The sequence below is a fragment of the Afipia sp. GW821-FHT04G03 genome (genome assembly GCF_059419985.1).
The window spans coordinates 390,715-405,740 of record NZ_JBWKSV010000001.1; the positions used below are offsets into that span (position 1 = coordinate 390,715).

At 62.0% G+C, this 15,026-nt stretch carries 15 protein-coding genes; 6 read left to right on the plus strand and 9 right to left on the minus strand.

Annotation, left to right across the window (positions count from 1 at the left end):
* The gene (gene paaI / locus AC07UB_RS01960) at positions 1 to 411 is read right to left on the minus strand and encodes a hydroxyphenylacetyl-CoA thioesterase PaaI (protein WP_492792622.1); all 411 of its coding nucleotides are present in this window, start codon (positions 409 to 411) and stop codon (positions 1 to 3) included.
* 257 nt (positions 412 to 668) lie between these two features.
* On the opposite strand from paaI, the gene AC07UB_RS01965 reads away from it, so the two are divergent.
* The 5 genes from AC07UB_RS01965 to AC07UB_RS01985 all read left to right on the plus strand — a co-directional run bounded on the left by AC07UB_RS01965 (position 669) and on the right by AC07UB_RS01985 (position 5,260).
* Positions 669 to 1,835, plus strand: a complete 1,167-nt coding sequence (locus tag AC07UB_RS01965) for an ABC transporter substrate-binding protein (RefSeq protein ID WP_492789287.1) — start codon at positions 669 to 671, stop codon at positions 1,833 to 1,835.
* A 125-nt stretch (positions 1,836 to 1,960) separates the two neighbouring features.
* Positions 1,961 to 2,833 carry a branched-chain amino acid ABC transporter permease gene (locus tag AC07UB_RS01970; protein WP_492789286.1) on the plus strand — a complete coding sequence of 291 codons (873 nt, stop codon included), beginning with the start codon at positions 1,961 to 1,963 and terminating at the stop codon, positions 2,831 to 2,833.
* 3 nt (positions 2,834 to 2,836) lie between these two features.
* Positions 2,837 to 3,784 (plus strand): branched-chain amino acid ABC transporter permease, encoded by a 948-nt coding sequence (locus AC07UB_RS01975; RefSeq protein ID WP_492789285.1) that lies wholly within the window; start codon positions 2,837 to 2,839, stop codon positions 3,782 to 3,784.
* Entirely contained in the window at positions 3,781 to 4,563 is a 783-nt protein-coding gene (locus AC07UB_RS01980) for an ABC transporter ATP-binding protein (protein WP_492789284.1), read from the plus strand. Before AC07UB_RS01975 ends, AC07UB_RS01980 begins: the two co-directional genes overlap by 4 nt.
* Positions 4,556 to 5,260: an ABC transporter ATP-binding protein gene (locus tag AC07UB_RS01985; RefSeq protein ID WP_492789283.1), complete on the plus strand. Its 705-nt coding sequence runs from the start codon at positions 4,556 to 4,558 to the stop codon at positions 5,258 to 5,260. The genes AC07UB_RS01980 and AC07UB_RS01985 overlap by 8 nt, the downstream gene beginning before the upstream one ends.
* Before the next feature lie 5 nt (positions 5,261 to 5,265).
* Here AC07UB_RS01985 and AC07UB_RS01990 read toward each other — a convergent pair whose 3' ends face one another.
* The 6 genes from AC07UB_RS01990 to AC07UB_RS02015 form a co-directional block, all read right to left on the minus strand.
* A complete protein-coding gene (locus tag AC07UB_RS01990) occupies positions 5,266 to 8,511 on the minus strand; it encodes an efflux RND transporter permease subunit (protein WP_492789282.1) in 3,246 nt (1,081 codons plus the stop codon).
* Positions 8,512 to 8,520: 9 nt separating this feature from the next.
* Positions 8,521 to 9,717, minus strand: coding sequence for an efflux RND transporter periplasmic adaptor subunit (locus tag AC07UB_RS01995; RefSeq protein ID WP_494652332.1), 1,197 nt, complete (start codon positions 9,715 to 9,717; stop codon positions 8,521 to 8,523).
* Between the two features lie 161 nt (positions 9,718 to 9,878).
* A complete protein-coding gene (locus AC07UB_RS02000) occupies positions 9,879 to 10,250 on the minus strand; it encodes a ferrichrome ABC transporter substrate-binding protein (RefSeq protein WP_492789280.1) in 372 nt (123 codons plus the stop codon).
* 42 nt (positions 10,251 to 10,292) lie between these two features.
* Positions 10,293 to 11,252 (minus strand): cation diffusion facilitator family transporter, encoded by a 960-nt coding sequence (locus AC07UB_RS02005; RefSeq protein WP_492789279.1) that lies wholly within the window; start codon positions 11,250 to 11,252, stop codon positions 10,293 to 10,295.
* Positions 11,253 to 11,366: 114 nt separating this feature from the next.
* Entirely contained in the window at positions 11,367 to 12,239 is an 873-nt protein-coding gene (locus tag AC07UB_RS02010; protein ID WP_492789278.1) for an SGNH/GDSL hydrolase family protein, read from the minus strand.
* A gap of 198 nt (positions 12,240 to 12,437) precedes the next feature.
* Positions 12,438 to 13,091 carry a MarC family protein gene (locus AC07UB_RS02015; RefSeq protein ID WP_492789277.1) on the minus strand — a complete coding sequence of 218 codons (654 nt, stop codon included), beginning with the start codon at positions 13,089 to 13,091 and terminating at the stop codon, positions 12,438 to 12,440.
* Between the two features lie 226 nt (positions 13,092 to 13,317).
* On the opposite strand from AC07UB_RS02015, the gene AC07UB_RS02020 reads away from it, so the two are divergent.
* Complete coding sequence (locus tag AC07UB_RS02020; RefSeq protein WP_492789276.1) at positions 13,318 to 13,641, plus strand: hypothetical protein; 324 nt, start codon at positions 13,318 to 13,320, stop codon at positions 13,639 to 13,641.
* 274 nt (positions 13,642 to 13,915) lie between these two features.
* Here AC07UB_RS02020 and AC07UB_RS02025 read toward each other — a convergent pair whose 3' ends face one another.
* Both AC07UB_RS02025 and AC07UB_RS02030 read right to left on the minus strand, forming a co-directional pair.
* Positions 13,916 to 14,365, minus strand: coding sequence for a VOC family protein (locus AC07UB_RS02025; protein WP_492789275.1), 450 nt, complete (start codon positions 14,363 to 14,365; stop codon positions 13,916 to 13,918).
* A gap of 305 nt (positions 14,366 to 14,670) precedes the next feature.
* Positions 14,671 to 14,946, minus strand: a complete 276-nt coding sequence (locus tag AC07UB_RS02030; RefSeq protein ID WP_492789274.1) for a DUF6894 family protein — start codon at positions 14,944 to 14,946, stop codon at positions 14,671 to 14,673.
* Positions 14,947 to 15,026 lie beyond the last annotated feature (80 nt).

Genomic DNA, 15,026 nt, shown 5'->3' on the forward strand with positions numbered 1-15,026 from the left:
CTATTTTGTGTCATTATGCAGGCTGTCGGAATCCAGCAGCTGGCCTGAAATCGTGCGTGAATGTCCGCGAAATTCCGCGATCACCACGTTGTGGCTGTCGCGAACGGTGACGTCATAGACGCCGCTGCGTTCGGCGCGCGCGCGTTCGATGGCGTGCGCGGTCAGCGTTTCGCCTTCGTGGACAGATCGAAGGAAGGTTACCGCGCATTGCTGCGCAACGGTGCGCTGATCGTAGGTGTTGCAGGCGAATGCGAATGTTGAATCCGCCAGGGTGAAGATGAAACCGCCGTGGCAGATGCCGTGACCGTTGGTCATGTCCTTGCGAACAGTCATTGAGATAACGGCTTCGCCGGGCGCGATCCGCTGGATGCTCATCCCGAGGCCCTTGCTCGCGCGATCGTCCAGCCACATTTTCTTCGCGCAGGCCTCGGCCACCGCGTTCGCATCGGCGCTATCGATTGAATGGCCAGCGTCCACACTATCCTCCCGGATCTCGGCTGTTACGCTCAGCCCTTGAAGTCAGATTACTATTGACCAACCGTCCGGTCAATTATATTGATGACAGGAGGCGCTAATAGTTGCACTTGAAACTATCGGTGCGCTGTGGTTGGAAACATGCCGGGTAAGCTCAAAAAAATTGGGCACCCATTATCAGGGAGGGAAGAACAGTGAAATCGACATCAGCATTGGGATTCGTGTTGGCCGCCGGCGTTGCCGGGCTGGCGTTTGGCGGCTCTGCACATGCACAGCAGACCGTGAAAATCGGTTCCGTGCTTTCGGTGACCGGTCCCGCGTCGTTTCTCGGCGAACCTGAAGACAAGACGCTTCGGATGTACGTCGACAAGATCAATGCAGCCGGCGGCATCAACGGCAAGAAGATCGAACTCGTGGTCTATGACGACGGCGGCGACGCCAACAAGGCGCGCACCTTTGCAACCCGCCTGATCGAGGACGACAAGGTTGTCGCGATGGCAGGCGGTTCGACGACCGGCACGACCATGGCGATGATTCCTGTTTTCGAAGAAGCCCAGGTTCCATTCATCTCGTTTGGCGGCGCGGTCGAAATCATCGATCCGGTTCGCAAGTATGTCTTCAAGACGCCGCATACCGACAAGATGGCGTGCGAGAAGATTTTCGAGGATCTCAAGCAGCGCAAACTCACGGACATCGCCCTGATCTCGGGCACCGACGGTTTCGGCGCATCGATGAAGGCGCAATGCGTGAAGGCCGCGCCGAACTACGGCATCAAGATCGTCACCGAGGAAAGCTACGGTCCGCGCGACAGCGACATGACCGGCCAGTTGACCAAGATCAAGAACACCGCCGGCGTCAAAGCTGTGGTAAACCCGGGCTTCGGGCAGGGGCCTGCGATCGTCACACGCAACTACGCACAACTCGGCATGAACGCGACGCCGCTCTACCAGAGCCATGGCGTGGCCTCGAAGAGCTTTATCGATCTCGCCGGTGCTTCGGCTGAAGGCGTGCGGTTGCCTGCGGCGGCATTGCTGGTCGGCGACAAGCTGCCTGAGAACGATCCGCAGAAGAAAGTCGTCGTCGATTACAAGAAGACCTACGAGGACGGCACCAAGCAGCCGGTATCGACCTTCGGCGGTCACGCTTATGACGGTCTTCAGATCCTTGTCGAAGCGATGAAGCGCGGCGGCACCACCGACCCGAAGAAGATCCGCGACGAAATCGAGAAGACGAAAGGTTTCGTCGGCACCGGCGGCATTGTGAACATGACGCCGACTGATCACCTCGGGCTCGACCTCTCTGCTTTCCGCATGCTGGAAATCAAGGGCGGCGACTGGACGCTCACCAAGCCGGGCACCTGATCCGATCTTCTCAATGAGATTGCGCTCCCGGACAATTCGGGTGACCGGTTCGGGAGCGCAAGTTTCGGGTTGAAACACTGAATTTTGCCGTTAGTGCCTAGCAGTCCTGAATCCGCGGAGCCGGAATGGCTGAGTTTGTCCAATTTTTGATATCCGGACTGACCGTCGGCGCGGTCTACGCGCTCGTCGCTCTCGGCTTCACGCTGGTCTACAACGCATCGGACGTGGTCAATTTCGCCCAGGGTGAATTTGTCATGCTGGGCGGAATGGTGACGGTCTTCGCCACCGCCGCTGGCGTGCCGCTGCCGCTCGCTGCGGTTCTTGCCGTCTGCGTTTCCGTCGTGGTCGGACTTTTGCTGTACCGGCTCGCGATCGAGCCCGCGCGCGACGCATCTCCGGTTACGCTGATCATCATTACAATCGGCGCGTCGATCCTGCTGCGCGGCGCGGCGCAGATCCTGTTCGACAAGCAATTCCATAAACTCCCCAGCATTTCCGGCGACACGCCGGTCAACCTGCTCGGTGCGACCATTCAGCCGCAGAGCTTCTGGGTGCTCGGCGGCACAGCTGTGATCGTGCTGCTGCTGTATGTGTTTCTTGAACGGACCGTGCTCGGAAAGGCCGTGCTTGCGACGGCGGCCAACCGGCTCGCGGCGCGACTGGTCGGCATCAATACCGCGACCGTGATGGCGCTGGCGTTCGGCGGATCGGCGGCCATTGGCGCGGTGGCCGGAATCCTGATCACGCCCATCACGCTGACGAGCTACGACGTCGGCACAATGCTCGCGCTCAAGGGATTTGCCGCGGCGATGCTCGGCGGCATGGGCAATCCGCTTGGCGCGGTCGCTGGCGGTTTGCTGCTAGGCCTGCTTGAAGCCTTCGGTGTCGGCTACATCAGTTCGACCTACAAGGACGCCTTCGCGTTCATCGTCATTCTCCTTGTCCTGTTCGCCATGCCGCAAGGCCTGTTCGGCCGGCGGACCGTGGAAAGGGTCTGAGCGGTGCTGCAGAAGATCGGCCATCGCTATCTGACATTGATTGCGCTCGCGGCGATCATCGCCGTGCTGCCGCTGATCTTTCCGTCGAGCTATTATTTCCGCGTAGCGTCGCTGGTCTGGGTGTCCGCCTTCGCGGCCATCGGCCTCAACGTCCTGATGGGACAGGCCGGGCAGGTCAGCCTCGGTCATGCGGGCTTCTTCGGAATCGGCGCCTACGCCGTCGCTATCGGCCCCACGCATCTGGGAATACCGCCGTGGGCCGCGCTGCCGATCGGCTGCCTCATCTCGTCCGTGCTGGCCTATCTCGTCGGCCGCCCGATTCTGAAATTGAAAGGGCACTATCTCGCCATCGCGACTCTCGGTCTCGGCGTTCTCGTGGCGCTGGTCATCACCACGGAAAGCCGCTGGACCGGCGGTCCCGACGGAATGCCAGTGGCGAAGCTGGTGCTGTTCGGCTGGCGCGTCAGCGGAGCGGACACGTGGTACTGGATTTCGGGCGGGCTTCTTGTGCTCGGCACGTGGCTGGCGCTCAACCTGAACGATACGCCGACCGGGCGCGCCTTTCGCGCGCTTCATGACAGCGAAGTCGCCGCGCGCGTGGCCGGCATCGATGTTGCGCGTTTCAAGTTGCAGGCCTTCGTCATCGCCGCCGCCTATGCGTCAGTGGCGGGATCCGTGCTTTCGCTGATGAACGGTTTCACCAATCCCGATCAGGCCGGCTTCCTTCACTCCGTTGAAATGGTGACGATGGTGGTGCTGGGCGGGCTTGGCTCGGTCGTCGGCAGTATCGTCGGCGCGGCGGTTCTCATCACGTTGCCGCAGGTGCTGACGGTGTTTCAGGAATACGAGCACCTGCTGCTCGGCTTCATTATCATTGTCTCGATGATCTTCATGCGCGACGGCATTGTCCCGACGCTGTCGCGGTTTCTGGCCAGGAGGACGCAGGCATGACGATCCTTGCGGCCACGGACATCGGAATTTCATTCGGCGGCGTCAAGGCGATTGACGGCGTGAGCTTTGAGGTCAGTCCGGGCCAGATTCTCTCCATCATCGGGCCGAACGGCGCGGGCAAGACCACGCTGTTCAATATCGTCTCCGGCGTATACGAGCGCGATCAGGGACGCGTCGAACTCTCCGGCGAGGACGTCACGGGTCTCACGCCGGACAAGCTCGCCGCGCGCGGACTGTCGCGCACATTCCAGAACCTTCAGATTTTCCAGCGCATGACGGCGGCGGAGAACGTCATGGTCGGCAGGCACCTGCGGGAGCGCTGCAACCTGCTGGCCGACCTGTTCAGGCTGCCGTCGGTGACGCGGCAGAACAGCGAGACGCGGGACGCGGCGCTGACCCTGCTCGACGATGTCGGATTGCGCGGCAGCGCGGATGTCACGGCGGGCTCGCTGTCGTATGGCGCATGCAAGCGTCTGGAAATCGCCCGCGCGCTCGCCGCCGAGCCGCGCGTGCTGCTGCTCGATGAGCCGGCGGCCGGCTGTAACGCCGTGGAGACCGAAGAGATCGACGAACTCATTCGCCGCGTCGCCGCAAAGGGTATCGCCGTCGTTCTGGTCGAACACGACATGAAACTGGTGATGAAGATTTCGGATCGCATTCTGGTGCTGAACCGCGGCAAGCCGATTGCCGAAGGCCTGCCGCGCGAGGTGCGCGACAATCCGGCGGTTCTTGAAGCCTATCTCGGCAAACACGGTGCGAGGGAGGCGGCGCGTGCTTGAAGTTGCCAACCTCCGCAGTTCCTACGGCCGCATTGAGGTGCTGCACGGCGTGACCCTTGCGGTGCGCGCGGGCGAGGTTGTCGCGCTGATCGGCTCGAACGGCGCGGGCAAGACGACGTTGCTGCGGGCGCTGTCGGGCGTACAGCCAATTACTGCGGGCGAGATCCGCTTTCTGGGCGAGCGCATCGATGGCCTGAAGCCGCACCGGCGTGTCGAGCGCGGCATGACGCAATCGCCGGAAGGCCGTCAGATCTTTGGACCGCTCACCGTCGAGGACAATCTTCGCCTCGGGGCTTACATGCGCCGCGACAAGGAGATCGAAAGCGACCGTAACCGCGTGTACGAGATGTTCCCGATTCTTGCGGAAAAGCGGCGTCAGCTTGCGGGCGGGTTGTCCGGCGGCCAGCAGCAGATGCTGGCCATCGGGCGCGCGCTGATGGGCAAGCCGAAACTGTTGCTGCTGGACGAGCCGTCGCTCGGACTATCGCCGACGCTGGTCGATCAGATCCTTGCGGCGATTGTCTCTCTCAGAACCGACGGCGTGACCGTGCTTCTGGTCGAGCAGAACGCCAGCGCGGCCCTTGAGATCGCGGACCGCGGCTACGTGCTGGAAACCGGCAAGGTCGCGTTCGAAGGCGACGGCGCGACGCTGCTGTCGGACCCGAAGGTGAAAGCCGCGTATCTCGGCGCGGCCTGACACGATCAGCCGCGCGACGGTTCGATTCCCGTCTGTACCGGCTCCGCGGCTGTCTCCATTGTCTCGCTGACCGGCGCGCGCCCGAACGAGGCGTAGAGCGCGGGCAGCACAAACAGCGTCAGTAACGTCGCGCTGATAAGGCCGCCGATGACGACGGTGGCAATCGGCCGCTGGACTTCGGCGCCAGTACCGGTCGCCAGCGCCATCGGCACAAAACCGAGCGATGCGACCAGCGCCGTCATGGCGACGGGCCGCAGCCGGGTGAGGGCGCCGGTCAGGATTGCCTCGGCCTTCGCGTGCCCCTTCGCCATCAACTGCTTGATGTAGGTCAGCATGACCAGCCCGTTGAGAACGGCGATGCCCGACAGCGCGATGAACCCGACGGCGGCGGACACCGAGAACGGCATTCCCCGCAACCAGAGCGCCGCCACGCCGCCCGTCAACGCAAGCGGCACGGCGCTGAAGACAATCAGTGCGTCCCGCGCGGTCCCCAGCGCGCTCGTCAGCAACAGAAAGATCAGCAGGAAGCACGCGGGGACGACGAACGATAGCCGCTGGCGCGCGGCGGCGAGATTTTCATACTGCCCGCCCCAGGACATCCAGTAACCGGGTTGCAGGGTCACATTGGCTTCGATCTGCGCGCGGGCGTCATTTACAACCGCGCCAATGTCGCGGTCCCGCACATTCGCCGTAACAACCACGCGTCGCTTGCCGTTCTCGCGGCTGATCTGGTTGGGGCCGTCGCTGATCTTGAAGCTGGCCAACTGGCCAAGCGGAATCGTCACGGGCGTTGGGCCCGCCGACGGGAGCGACACCGGAAGATTTTTCAAGGCATCGAGATCGCTTCGGATCGTTTCCGGCAGCCGGACCACGATCTCGAAGCTGCGATCGCCCTCGAATATTGCGCCGGCGCTTCGTCCACCGATGGCGGTGCCGATGACGTCCTGAACGGCGGCGAGGCTGAGGCCACGCCGAGCGATCTCGGTCTTGTTGACGCTGATGTCCAGCACCGACAGACCGCTGGCCTGTTCGATCCTGACGTCGGTTGCCCCTTTGGTTTTGCGCAAGATGCCTGCGATCTGTCCCGCGCTGCGCAGCAGTGGTTCGAACTCGTCGCCGAACACCTTCACCGCAAGATCGCCGCGCACGCCCGCCAGCAGTTCGTTGAACCGCATCTGGATAGGCTGGGTGAATTCGTAGCCGTTGCCGGGCAATTCGCGCACCGCGTTCGCGATCTGGTCGACGAGCGCGGCCTTGCTCAAGCCCGGATCGGGCCATTCGTCCTGGGGCTTGAAGATCACGAACGTATCGGACGTATTGGGCGGCATCGGATCGGACGCGATCTCGGCCGTGCCGGTTTTCGAGAAAACCGTCGCCACCTGTGGGAAGCGGCCGATGGCCTTCTCGAGGTCGAGTTGCATCGCCTGCGATTGCGTCAAGCTGGTGCTCGGAATCCGCAGCGCGTGCATGGAGAGGTTCTTCTCGTCCAGCGTCGGAATGAACTCCTGACCGAGACGGAAAAACAGCAGCGCGGCTCCCACGAACAAAACGACGCCGGCCGCGATGGCAATGCGGGGCCGTTCGATGGTGCGCGTCAGCAACGGCGCGTAGGACACCTTGAGGCGGCGCACAACGAGGTTGTCGGCTTCCTTGACCCGGCCCGTCACCGCGATGGCGATCAGCGCCGGAACGAAAGTCAGGGACAACACGAAGGCAGCAACCAGCGCGAGGATGACCGTGAGCGCCATCGGCTCGAACATCTTGCCCTCGACGCCGCTGAAGGTGAGCAGCGGGACATAGACCAGAATGATGATAGCCTGTCCGTAAACGCTGGGGCCGATCATTTCTTCCGCCGCCGCCTTCACGGTACCGAGCCGCTCGGACAACGAAAGCTTGCGACCGGCCTCTGTTTGCTTTTCCGCAAGATGCCGCAGCGTGTTCTCGGTGATGATGACTGCCCCGTCGACGATGAGGCCGAAATCCAGCGCGCCGAGACTCATCAGGTTGGCGCTGATCTTTCCTTGCAGCATTCCTGCGGCCGTCATCAGCATGGCAAGCGGGATGACCAGCGCGGTGATAAGCGCCGCGCGGAAGTTGCCGAGCATCAGGAACAGCACAGCGATGACGAGCAGGGCGCCCTCGCTGAGATTGGTCGCGACGGTCGTGATCGTCGCATCGACCAGTTGGGTGCGGTTCAGTACGGTATCGACGCTGACGCCGGCCGGGAGATTGCGCCGGATGTCCTGCATCCTTGCATCGACCGCGGCGGCGACCGTGCGGCTGTTGCCGCCGATCAGCATCAATGCTGTTCCGACGACGACTTCCCGCCCGTCGCGGCTGGCGCTGCCGGTCCGGGTTTCACCCCCGATGGCGATTTCGGCGACGTCGCGAATCCGCACCGGCACCGCGCCGCGTGTGATGATGGTCACATCGCCGATGTCGGCCAGCGTTTCGAGACGTCCGCCGGTGCGTACCGCGATGCCTTCGCCGTTGCGGTCGATGGTGCTGGCGCCCCGGCTGATGTTGTTGGTCTCGACGGCGCGAACGACGTCGCTGAACGAAAGCCCTAGCGAGATCAGCTTCGCGGGATCGGGCTTCACCTGATATTGTTTGACATATCCGCCGATGGCGTCGACGCTCGCCACGCCCGGAACGCTTCGGACTTGCGGCCGGATGATCCAGTCCTGCAATGTTCGCAGATAAGCGCCGCGCTCGACCTCGGTCTTGAGCCGCTCGCCGTCGGACGTGACAAACGTGCCGTCGTTCTGCCAGCCGGATTTGCCGCCGCCGCCGCTGCCGTTTGCTTGCGGCACGAGCGAAACCGTCCACATGTAGATTTCGCCAAGTCCCGTCGAGACCGGTCCCATCTTGGGATCGGCGCCGGACGGCAGGGTCGTGCGTAACTCGATCAACCGTTCATTGATCTGCTGCCGCGCGAAGTAGATGTCGGTCTTCTCGCTGAAGATTGCGGTCACCTGCGAGAAGCCGTTGCGCGACAAAGAGCGGGTGTTTTCCAGTCCCGCGATTCCGGCGAGCGCGGTTTCGATGCGGAACGTCACCTGCTTTTCGATTTCGACCGGCGACAGCGCGGGCGCGGTCGTATTGATCTGCACTTGCTTGTTGGTGATGTCGGGCACGGCATCGATGGGCAGGCGGACAAGTGACCACAGGCCGACTGCGACGCAGCCGAGACTCAGCAGGACGACGGTCCAGCGATGCCGGATGGAGAGGTCGAGAATGCGGCTGATCATGGATTGCGCCTAGTGTTGATGCTCAACGGCGCTTTTGCCGAGGTCTGCCTTCAGGACGAACGTGTTGGCGGTCGCGATCCTGTCGCCGGCGGTCAATCCCGACGTCACTTCAAACGAACGGTTATCCTCGCGGCCGGTAACGATCTTGCGCGGCTCAAATCCATTGGGCGTCTGGACAAAGACGGCGCTCTGACCGTCGATGCTTTGCACCGCGTTCTTGGGCACTACTGTCGCGGCGCGTATTTGCTGGAACGGGATTTCAGCCGTGACGAAACTCCCCGGCCGCAGGACGTGTGAAGGATTGTCGACCGACGCCACCACGCGCGCCGAGCGGGTGTCCCTGTCGAGCAAGGGGCTCACGAACATGATCTTCGCAGGGAGAGGGGCGGAGCCGGAGCCGGTCGCGACGGTGATCGCCTGTCCTTCGCTGACGGCGGCCAGATCGGCGGCTTGCAGTGACAACTCCGCCCAGACCACGCTCGAATCCACAATGACGAACAGTTCGCTTTCCTGGCCTTCGCGGCCGACCAGCGATCCGAGATCGACGCGGCGCTCGGCAATGCGTCCGCTCATGGGTGCGCGCAGTTCCTGCAACCGCAGGCTTTCGACGGGCTGCTGGGGCAGCGCCGAGATCTGATCGCTAGTCAGACCCAGAGCGAACAGTTTCTGGCGCGCGACGTCAAACTTGATCCGCACGTCCTCGAACGCAGTCTTTGCGCGCAGATAGTCGTTCTCGCTGCTCACCTTGGACTCGAACAGGCTTTTGGATCGGCTGAACAGCGTGTCTTGAAGATCGAAAGCGACCTTTGCTGCGAGGTACTGGCTTTTAGCGTCGGCGACCTCCCGGCTTTCGATGATGGCGAGAACGTCGCCCTCGCGGACGTCGTCGCCCAACCGCTTGCGCAACTCGGCGACAGTACCCAGCAGCCGGACGGAAACCTTGGCGATGCGCTCGCCGCTGGGCACGATGGTGCCGGGCACAACAATGCGTTTGGTCAGAAGTCCGTCCCGAACATCCTGGATTGCGAAGTTGCCTGCCGCGATCTGACGTTCGCTGAGCCGGATGATGCCGTCATCGTGATGCGCGGATTGCTTCTGCGCAGGTGGAGCTTCGTGCGCAGATGAAAGCGTGAGGAAAAGCGTTGCGACCGCGCCAAGCGCAATTGCCGCGACAAGAGATCGAAATCTGGTCCGAAATAGTTTCATCGTCAAAACCCCGCGAGCGGTGAAGCTCGTGCCATCGCCAGGTCTGTTGTCAGACACGTCGGCGAATTTGAGTCGTCTGCGAAAAGATGAATGCAGGCAGGCCGTCGCGCGGCTTTTCAGGCTGCGGACATGCCGAACGGGCCTTTACGGCCGCGTTGACTTTAAGCGCGGGGTGGTTTGAAGAGCGGCAGGCCGGCGAGCGACACCAGCGTTTGCTCACGCCCGATGCGCGGTGCCTGATGGCCGATGTCGGCTGGAAGCTGCACGACGAAGGTCGGCTGTCCGGTGACGTGATTCAGGCAATGCCCGCAATGAACGGCCATCTTGTTGTCGGGCGCGTCGGGCGGGGTCGTGCCGTCGAGGTCCATCGCGACGACCGCGGACGAGGAGCCGGCAACGGCCAGATCGCAGCTGCCGCAATGGATCAGTGAAGCAACAAGGCCGAGCATCAGCGCCAGAACAAGCGTCAGACGGCGTCGCCGTCCGTTCTGTCCCGCGCCGAGCATCGCGCTGATGTTTGCACCACTTGCCATGTCGTATCAGTAGATTCTTCGTTGGGCCTTTTCAAGGCCGGTTTAGATCACATGATCGGAAGCCAGCGCGCAGGCGGCGGCACTGGTCGCAATCTGGATGGTCGTGTGCTGGATGTTATACTGTTCATTCAACTGCTGCGCGGCCTGAATCAGAAAGGCATCGCCCGGATGGCCGGAGGGCATGACCAGATGACAGGTCAGCGCGGCCTCGGTTGTGCTCATCGGCCAGATATGCAGATCGCAAATCTCGGTTACACCCGGACGCTGTTCGAGATAACGGCGCACCGCCACCGGATCGATGTTCGACGGCACCGCGTCGAGCGACATGGCCGTGCTGTCGCGCAGCAGTCCCCATGTGCCCCACACAATGACGGCGACAATCACGAGACTTACGAGTGGGTCGAGCCACAGCCAGCCGGTGAACATGATGACCAGCGCGGCGGCGACGACGCCCGCCGACACGGCGGCGTCGGCCACCATGTGCAGGTAAGCGCCCTTGATGTTGAGATCGCCCTTGCGTCCGGATGCGAACAGCCACGCGGTAAATCCGTTGATGGCGATGCCGATTGTGGCCACGATCATCACCGTCGTCTCGGCAACGGGTTGAGGATTCAATAGCCGCAGGATTGCTTCCCAGCCGATTGCGCCGACTGCGATCAGCAGAAAGACCGCGTTGAAAAGCGCCGCCAGGATCGACGAGCCGCGCAGACCGTAAGTGTAGCGCGCTGAGGGGGGCCGCTTCGACAGCGCCACCGCGATCCACGCGACCACCAGCCCCAGCACGTCGGACAGGTTGTGCCCTGCGTCCGCGATCAGGGCGGTCGAGTTGCTCGCATAGCCATAGACCGCCTCGACAATGACAAAGACCGTGTTGAGCACGATCCCGACCGCAAAGGCCGGTCCAAAGTTTGCGGGCGCGTGCGTGTGGCCACCCGGTCCGTGGGAATGAACCTCATGCCTATGATCGGCGTGGTCGTGCGCGTGATGATGCGATTGTGTCATGCAATGCTCGTACAGGCCTGAGTCCCTGCGGGGCTCAGTGGCTGTATGCGATATGCGTCATCCGGAAACCGAATACTATCACAGCTGGCAAGGTGCAGCCGCGACGGGCTGTTATTATTGAAACGGCTTCACATCCGCGACGGCGCGGGAGCGTGCAACCGTGCTCACGATGTTGTCGGCGAGCAGGCGTGCGAGGCAGGAATAGCCCCAGTCGTTCATGTGCAGGCCATCCGCCGTAATGAACCGGTCGAATGCGATGGCCTGATCTTCGTGCCAGTGGCGCATGGCGACGTAGCGGCGGAACAGCGGAACGTGGGCCTGCTTCGCGATATAGGCGATCAGCCCGACCATGTCGCTGACAGCGGGCTTGGCGTTGACGCGTGGTGCGAATTGCGGGTCGATCAGCAGCACGTCGGCGCCGGTTTTCTTGATGCGCGCAATTCCGGCCTGCAACAATTCGCCGGTCGCGGGGACGCTGCCGTCGCGCAACAGGGTATTGGTGCCGAGTTGCCAGATCACCAGATCGGGCTTCGCGTCGAGAATGGAATCCATTCGCGCCATCATGTCGGCGGCTTCTTCGCCGTTGACGCCGCGATTGATGATGGTGATCGGCGTGCCGGGAAATCTCTGGCGCAACTCGCGCTCGAGGCGGCTTGGATACGAATAGGCGGGCGAGCTTGCGCCCGACCCGCCGGTCGAGGACGAGCCGACTGCAACGATGGTGACCGGGTCGTGTGCATCAAGCCGTTTGGCGACGCGGGTAATCGGCGCGTCGAGCTGCGCCAGCGACTTGGATTGCACGCAAGGCTGCGTCTTGAAAACGGCATTGAGATCGTCGGACACCGGCACGCTTTTGCCGGCGCTCGTGGCCTGTTCGGCATGAGAGGTGGCGGGGTACACGACGACGGCAGACAGCCCGAGCGCAAACGCGCCGATCGTCGCTGCGATGGTCGAAGCAGTTTTCCGGCCGTGAATGAGGCTGAGCATCAAAAGCGGACCTTGGCGTGGCGGCCATCGAAGGTCCGCATCGATCGATAAATAGCGACAATTTGGCGCGCATTCAATGCGCCATTCGGCGATATGGAACTGATGCTTAACTGAAATTCCCCGCAAAAATAGGGTGATAAGCGGGGTCAGGACCTGCTGCGACGCACAAATCCGTGAGCGGTGCGGCTTGGGCGCGCGTCAGATGGTCTTGCCGATCAGCGCACTGACTCCGTTCCAGATGATCTGGATGCCGATGCAAAACAGGATGAAGGCGGACAGCCGCATCATGACGTCCGTTCCGCGCGCCCCGAGATAGGCGATGATGCGATCGGCGAAGCGATAGCTGACGAACACCGTGATGGCGATGGCGGCAAGGCCGGCGATCGCCGCGCCGCCCAGAATGGCCAGTTCAGCGAGATCCGCCGCGCCGGTCGGCCGCTGGCTGCCGAGCGTCACCGCGACGGAAATGGAGCCTGGCCCGACGGTCAGCGGCATGGTCAGCGGATAAAATGCATCGACGGCGGGACCTGTGTTGCTGACCTTCGCGCGATCCGGTCCGGGGTCTTCCGGCGCGTGCAACAGTTGCCATCCGAACGCAGCCACCACGAGACCGCCGGCGACCCGAACGACGGGCAGGGTGATGCCGAAGAAGACAAGAACATGCGAACCGATGAACAGCGACCCCAGCAGCAGGAAGAAACTGTTTCGCGCGACGTTCTGGGCAAGCACGCTGCGCTCGGCAGAACTGCGCCCCCGGGTCATCCGCAGGAAAAGCGGTGCGCTGCCGATCGGATTGACGATCGGAAACAGCGCCGCATAGACCAGCAGAAACGCATTGATGATGTTTTGCACGACGCCCGCCCCGACGGCACCCAGCCCCAAACGCTGTGCGGCGGCTGATTGCCACGACCGATTTCCAACAGAGATCGCGGATGTTTGCAACCCGGATGGCCGCAAGCCCGGCTCAGGAGTTCGGATTCCAGAATAATGGCGTTCAGGCCGTTCGGCTGCCTATGAAATCCTCGTCTTGCGCCGCGGGCCTTGATACCGTGCCACGTTGAGCAAACACGGTTGATTCATGCAGCGCATACCGGTCTTTATCATCGTTACGGCGTTGGCGAGTCTTCCGTCGTTGGTTGCGCGCGCAGAGCCGGTCCCGATTGTCTGCACGATCCTGCCGGGCGAACAATCGGCCAGCGTGTTGTTGACCAATCCATTCAATTACACCGCATCATGTCAGGCGAACTGCAAATTCTCCACCGCCGTCTACGACGACAACCCGCAGATCATCTGCGCCAAGCCGGTACCCGCCGGCAAGCAAGTCGAGATGTGTATTCTCAAGGCCGCAGGCAACAAGCTGCTGAAGCTGGTCGATGCGACGGCGGATTGCAGAAAGCCCTGAGGCTCGGCGGGTCGAACACCGGCATTGAAAGTCTGCTTACGCGGGCAGACAAATGAAAGCCCCGCTTACGCGAGGCTTGCACTTGAAGGCTGTTCGTCCTGTCTTATCGGCCGAAGAAAAGCCAGAGCAGGATGATCACCGGGATGGGCACGCCCACCAGCCATAACAAAAGTCCTTTTCCCATATTAACCTCCATCGCGTTCCTGAAACATGTGATGGAGAACATCGGAAAGGTCGTCTTGTTCCCTCGTGGCTGTCCTGCGTTACCGGTGAATCACCAATGCCCGGTATTGGGCATCGAACTCCACGGCTCCTTCGGCGCGAGTGCGTCGCCCTTTTGCAGCAGCTCGATGGAATGCAGATCCGGTGAACGGATGAACGCCATCTGCCCGTCGCGCGGTGGACGGTTGATGGTGATGCCGAGTTTCATCAGGCGGTCGCAGGTCGCGTAAATGTCATCGACCTCGTAGGCGAGATGCCCGAAGTAGCGATCTTCGCCGTAGGTCTCTTCATCCCAGTTGTAGGTGAGTTCGACCAGCGGCGCGCCGCGGCCCTTGACCTGCTTGAGCAGCGCCTCGTCCTCGGCCGCGCACAAAAACACCAGGGTGAAACGGCCTTTCTCGCTTTCGGTGCGGCGGACTTCCTTTAGCCCGAGCGCGTCGCTGTAGAATTTCAAGGCCGTGTCGAGATTGCGGACACGCAGCATGGTGTGCAGATAACGCATGTTTCTTGTCTCCATGGGAGCTTCGCGGACGTTCCGTCCGGTACGGTGGCATTGAATAGCAGCAAATCGCTGCGAAGGGCAGGCGTGGCGCGGGATGCTGCAACAAAAAGCCCTGCCACAAGGGCAAGGCTCCGCGAAAGTACGCCTACGAAATCGGAAAGGGCACTTTCGCGAACTGGCTAGCAAGATTCCGTCGGGCCTGGTGGCGGCTCCGGGACCTCATCCACACAACTCTCCGTGAGCGACGTTTCCAGGCACTGATCCAGCGACCTATGAACAGACGTATAGTGGAAGGTCCGCGAGCATCAGTGAGCATTCTCGATGAGCTTCGTGCGATAGACTTCTTCGCCGTCCTCGTCGCTGACAAGAATGGAGTAGCCCTTCGCCGCGAGCATCGGCTCTTCCTGAACCAAATGCCTGGCCAGCTTGTCCGCGACCTCCGACGCCTGAACTGCGTCCTCGAGCTCTTGACCGTCTTGGTCGGCGATCGTCTTCCCGTCGACCAGATCAAAATGAAATCGCATCGGTCCCTCTAGATAAAAACCCCGCCATCTGCCGAGGCATATGACGGGGTTCTTCATGCCTGCATCCATCGCTGGGTACCTGCACCTGAGATAATAACGACGAAGCTGACTGTTCGTTCCGATCCTTTTTGGATATT